The sequence below is a fragment of the Xanthomonas sp. SHU 166 genome (assembly GCF_000364685.1).
Taxonomy (GTDB): Bacteria; Pseudomonadota; Gammaproteobacteria; order Xanthomonadales; family Xanthomonadaceae; genus Xanthomonas_A; species Xanthomonas_A sontii.
The window spans coordinates 1-5,308 of sequence record NZ_AQOJ01000748.1 but is presented as its reverse complement, the minus strand read 5'-3'; the positions used below and the strand labels follow the sequence as shown (position 1 = coordinate 5,308).

Genomic DNA, 5,308 nt, shown 5'->3' with positions numbered 1-5,308 from the left:
TGCGCGGCGGGCGCCGGCGCGACCTGCGCAGCGACAATGGGCGCCAGCAGGCCGAGGCCGGACGCGACGAGGAAGGCGAACGGACGCGGAGCGAGCTTCATGGGATCGGCTGGCGTGAGCGGGAGGGAAGAGGGGGAGGGAGGGGCCGCGGAAGGTGCGGCAGCGCATTCAGGGAAGCAGCACGTCGTCGCAATCTAGGCGCAGCGGACTAAACCGGCACTGACCGTCCAGCCAGACCTTGCCGTCCCGTTCAGCCAGGCGGCCCGCCACGGCCAGCCGCAGCACCGCGCACAGCAGCCGGTGTTCGCGCGGCAGCAGGCGCTGCGCTAGGTCGTCGGGACCGTCGCCGGGCTGCACCGGCACCCGCACCTGCGCGATCACCGCGCCGGCGTCCAGTTCCGGCACCACGAAATGCACGCTGGCGCCGTGCTCGGCGTCGCCGGCCGCCAAGGCCTGGGCATGGGTGTGCAGGCCGCGGTACTTGGGCAGCAGCGAGGGGTGGATGTTGAGCAGGCGCCCGCCGAAGCGCTGCACGAAGCCTGCGCCGAGAATGCGCATGTAGCCGGCGCAGACCACCCAGTCCGCCCGTGCCGCGGCGACCGCGTCGCCCAGCGCCTGCTCGAAGGCGACGCGATCGGGGAAGTCCTGGGGCCGCGCCGACCAGCGCCGATCCGGCGCCACCATCGCCAGCGCCGGCGCCTCCGGACGATCGCCGAACACGCCGACCACCTCGGCATCGAGGGTGCCGGCGGCGATCGCGGCGAGGATGGCCTGCAGGTTGGAGCCGCGGCCGGAGGCGAGGACAGCGAGGCGGAGCGTCATCGGGCGGGAGTCCGGAACAGGGCGCCCACGGCCGGGCGCTGCAATGTCAGCAGGGTGGCGATGCCCAGTGCGGTGCCCAGCGGGAAGCCCAGGCAGGTGATCACGGCGCCGGCGTAGCACAGCCCCAACTGGCGGCGGTGGCGCAAGGCGCGCGCAACCAGCACCTTGAGCAGCAGCGCGAGCAGACCGAAGCCGAGCAGGATCGACAGCATCACGATCGCGATGACGCCGCTCTGTGCCTGGTCCGGGCTCTGGCCGACGGCGTTGAGCTGCGCCTCCTCGTGCACGCCGTAGGCCAGCAAAGCGCCCACCAGCAGCACCACGACGACCTGCAGCCCCGCCATGACGGCATACAGCGTCGCCAGGGTGTTCAGGTCGGAGGTGGCACGCACCACATCGGCGGCATGGCCGCCGGGGGCGGGGAGGGGCGGTGGCAGCGACATCGTCGGTCTCAGCGCAAGGTGGAGGGAAGCGGGCGCGGGGTGCGCCGCCACGGCCAGGCGCTGGCGCAGCCCAGCGTGGCCAGCAGCATGTCCATGTGCGCATCCCAGGGATCGCCCTGCTGGCCGTTGTAGGACTCGGCCTGCTCTGGCGACAGCAGCAGCGCGATCAGCCATTCCAGCCATTCGTAGACCAGGCTGACGCACATGATCGCCATCGTCGCCAAAACGAAGGCCTGCCGCGCCGACAGCGCCGGCCAGCGCTGGCGCACGTGGTCGCGTAGCGCCGGCGCGAAGCACACCCCGAACAGCAGGTGGATCAGCCGGTCGGTGTGATTGCGCTGCCAGCCGAACGCCGCACTCGGCGACCAGCCACCGGTCAGCGCGCGCAGCCACTGGTCGTAGGGCACATTGGAATACAGCCAGTGCGCGGCGATGTTGTGCACGCTGATGAAGAGGCAGATGGCGGCGAAATGGCCGGTGCGCAGCTGCCAGCGCCGGTCGTGCCAGACCAGCCAGGCCAGGCCCAGTACCGCCAGGGAGCTGTGCATGGCCTGTTCCGCCGGCCACAGCGGCCGCAGCCAACTGGCGGCGAACACCGCCAGCGCCAGCGTCAGCCAGGCGCGCTTGGCCGCCGCCATGCGGCTCAGCCGATGTGCACGCGTTCGCCGGCGTCCGCGGCGGCCACCACCGCGCCGATCTGCCAGTGCGCCAGGCCCAGGCTGTCCAGGCTGCGCTCCAGCGCGGCCACCTGCTCTGGCGCGGCGACCAGCACGAAACCGATGCCGCAGTTGAAGGTGCGCCACATCTCGCTGTCTGCCACCGCGCCTTCGCGCTGCAGCCATTCGAACACCGGCGGCAGGGTCCAGGCGCTGGCGCGGATGTCCAGGCCCAGGCCGTCCGGGATGACCCGGATGATGTTCTCGGTCAGGCCGCCGCCGGTGATGTGCGCCATGGCATGGATGGCTTCGCCCTGTTCGCGCAGCAGCGACAGGATCGGCTTGACGTACAGCGCGGTCGGCGCCATCAGCGCGTCGGTCAGGGCCACGCCGCCGACCTGCAGGTCGGCCGGGCGCCCGGCGCGGTCATAGATGCGGCGGATCAGCGAGTAGCCGTTGGAATGCGGGCCGGAGGAGGCGATGCCGATCAGCACGTCGCCCTGGCGCACGCGGGCGCCGTCGAGCAGCTGCGACTTCTCCACCGCGCCGACGGTGAAGCCGGCCAGGTCGTACTCGCCCGGCGGGTACATGTCGGGCATTTCCGCGGTCTCGCCGCCGATCAGCGCGCAGCCGGCCAGTTCGCAGCCGCGGGCGATGCCGCCGACCACCGCCACGGTGGTCTCCACGTCGAGCTTGCCGGTGGCGAAGTAGTCCAGGAAGAACAGCGGCTCGGCGCCCTGCACCAGCACGTCGTTGACGCACATGCCCACCAGGTCGATGCCGATGGTGTCGTGGCGGCCGAGCTGCTGCGCCAGCTTCAGCTTGGTGCCGACGCCGTCGGTGCCGGACACCAGGACCGGCTCGCGGTACTTGCCGGACAGGTCGAACAGCGCGCCGAAGCCGCCCAGCCCGCCCATCACCTCGGGGCGGAAACTGCGCTTGACCAGGGGCTTGATGCGTTCGACGACGGCGTTGCCGGCATCGATGTCGACGCCGGCGTCGCGGTAGGTCAACGGGGCGGCGGCGGGGGGCTGGGAAGTGGTCACGGGCGGCGGGGTCGGCGGAAAGGCGGCGATTTTAACAGGCCGCATTGGCGCTAGGCCCGCATTCGGGCAACAATTCGCCCCGGATACGCCGAGTACTGGACCCTTCATGCGCCGCAGCCTTGCCTTCCTCCTGTCTTTCGCGCTGTGCCTGCCCGCCGCGACCGCCCTGGCCCAGGCCGAGCTGCGCACCGAGGGCGACGTGGCCGGCGCCACCGGCCCCTACGATGCCGAGGTGCCGGTCAACAGCCAGAGCGAGGCCGACCGCAACGGTGCCCTGTCCCGCGCGCTCGGCGTGGTGCTGGGCAAGATCTCCGGCGACAAGGGGGTGATGTCGCGGCCCGGGGTGACCCAGGCGCTGCGCAACGCCAAGAATCTGGTCGACACCTTCGACTACCGCCAGGACCAGGGCACCTCGCCGAGCGGTGCGCCCACCTTCCGCACCATCCTGGTGGCGCGCTTCCGCCCGCAGGACGTGGACGGCCTGGCCGCGGCGCTGGGGCTGCCGGTGTGGCCGCAGCCGCGGCCCAAGCCGGTGGTGTGGCTGGCCATCGACGACGGCAGCGGCCCGCGCCTGGTCGGCGTGCAGCAGTCCAACGCCGCGCGCAGCCTGCTCGATCGTGCGATCGAGCGTGGCTTCCGCCTCGGCCTGCCGACCGGCAACGCCGCCGAGCAGGCCCTGGCCGGCGCGATCTGGCGCCAGGACACCGCGGCGGTGGCCAGCGCCTCGTCGCGCTACAGCCCGCCGATGCAACTGATCGGCAAGCTGTACCGCGGCAAGGCCGGCGGCTGGACCGCGGACTGGACCTTCGTCGATAGCGGCAAGGTGCTGTCGACCTGGTCGTCCAGCGACGCCGACGCGCGCCGCGCCATGGCCAGCGGAGCCGACGGCGCCGCCGACGCCCTGGTCAAGCGTTATGCCAAGGCGGTCAGCGCCGGCCCGGCCGGGATCTACCGGGTGGTGATCACCGGCATCCGCAGCGCCGACGATTACCTGCGCGCCTCCGCCGCGCTGCAGAACGCCTCGGTGGTGCGGCGCATCGTGCCGGTCCGCGCCGATGGCGACCGCCTGGAGCTGGACCTGGACCTGCTCAGCGGCGTGTCCGGTCTGAACCGCATGCTCGGCCCGGACGGCGCGCTGCAGCCGGTGGTCGCGCCGGTCGACGGTCCGGTGATCCTCAACAGCGAGCCGACGGAGTACCGCCTGAAATGACGCTGTCGCCCGAAGCCGAGATCGCGCTGTTCCTGCGCCGCCTGAAATGGACGGCGGTGATCGTCGGCGTGCTGTGGGTGGTGTGGCTGCTGGCGCCGATCCTGACCCCGTTCGTGCTGGCGCTGCTGCTCGGCTGGCTCGGCGACCCGCTGGTGGACCGCCTGGAGCGCGCCGGGCGCTCGCGCAACATGGCGGTGACCCTGGTATTCGTGCTGATGGTGCTGCTGCTGGTGCTGGCGCTGGTGATCCTGGTGCCGATGCTGGAGCGGCAGATCGTCACCTTCATCGACGTGCTGCCGCAGGCGCGCGACTGGTTCATCGGCACCGCGATCCCGTGGGCCGAGCAGAAGACCGGGCTGGAGTTGATGGGCTGGCTGGATCCGGAGCGGCTGATCGACTGGATCCGCGGGCACTGGCAGCAGGCCGGCGGCGTCGCCGCGACCTTCTTCGGCTACCTGTCGCGCTCGGGCTTCGCGATGGTGACCTGGGTGGTCAACCTGGTGCTGCTGCCGATCCTGACCTTCTACTTCCTGCGCGACTGGGACCTGCTGGTCGCGCGCGTGGCCGCCACCATCCCGCGCAACCACGTCGGCACCATCACCCGCCTGGCGCAGCAGTCCAACGAGGTGCTGGGCGCGTTCATCCGCGGCCAGTTCCTGGTGATGCTGGCGCTGGGCGTGATCTACGCCGGCGGCCTGACCCTGGTTGGCCTCAAGCTCGGCCTGTTGATCGGCATCGTCGCCGGCCTGATCAGCTTCATCCCGTACCTGGGCGCGACCACCGGCATCCTGCTGGCGGTGCTGGCCGCACTGGTGCAGGCCAAGGGCTTCGACCTGCAGTTGCTGATCCTGGTCGGCGTGGTGTTCACCGTCGGCCAGTTGCTGGAAAGCTACGTGCTGACCCCGCGCATCGTCGGCGACAAGATCGGCCTGCATCCGGTGGCGGTGATCTTCGCGGTGATGGCCGGCGGCCAGCTGTTCGGCTTCCTCGGCATGCTGCTGGCGCTGCCGGTGGCGGCGGTGGCCAACGTGCTGCTGCACTACCTGCACGAGCAGTACCGGCAGAGCGACCTGTACGCGGGCGAGAAGTCGGCGATCCTGCTGGATACGGTCACCGAGCGCACCACCATCA

General features: G+C 71.3%; 6 protein-coding genes. 2 read left to right on the top strand and 4 right to left on the bottom strand.

The features are described from left to right. Nucleotides 1-168: 168 nt before the first annotated feature. The 4 genes from purN to purM are packed head-to-tail and all read right to left on the bottom strand — an operon-like array spanning nt 169 to nt 2,967. On the bottom strand, nt 169-822 hold the full coding sequence (purN, locus tag D180_RS17390; protein WP_017913807.1) for a phosphoribosylglycinamide formyltransferase: 654 nt from the start codon (nt 820-822) through the stop codon (nt 169-171). Then, nucleotides 819-1,265 (bottom strand): hypothetical protein, encoded by a 447-nt coding sequence (locus tag D180_RS17385; RefSeq protein WP_017913806.1) that lies wholly within the window; start codon nt 1,263-1,265, stop codon nt 819-821. Before D180_RS17385 ends, purN begins: the two co-directional genes overlap by 4 nt. Nucleotides 1,266-1,273: 8 nt before the next feature. After that, nucleotides 1,274-1,903, bottom strand: a complete 630-nt coding sequence (locus D180_RS17380; protein ID WP_017913805.1) for a DUF2238 domain-containing protein — start codon at nt 1,901-1,903, stop codon at nt 1,274-1,276. Nucleotides 1,904-1,908: 5 nt separating this feature from the next. Then, complete coding sequence (purM, locus tag D180_RS17375; RefSeq protein WP_043091256.1) at nt 1,909-2,967, bottom strand: phosphoribosylformylglycinamidine cyclo-ligase; 1,059 nt, start codon at nt 2,965-2,967, stop codon at nt 1,909-1,911. Between the two features lie 106 nt (nt 2,968-3,073). Here purM and D180_RS17370 point away from each other — a divergent pair, with 106 nt between their 5' ends. Both D180_RS17370 and D180_RS17365 read left to right on the top strand, forming a co-directional pair. After that, nucleotides 3,074-4,177 (top strand): DUF2066 domain-containing protein, encoded by a 1,104-nt coding sequence (locus D180_RS17370; RefSeq protein WP_017913803.1) that lies wholly within the window; start codon nt 3,074-3,076, stop codon nt 4,175-4,177. Further along, a partial coding sequence (locus D180_RS17365; RefSeq protein WP_017913802.1) for an AI-2E family transporter occupies nt 4,174-5,308 on the top strand: 1,135 nt, incomplete at its 3' end. The genes D180_RS17370 and D180_RS17365, both read left to right, overlap by 4 nt.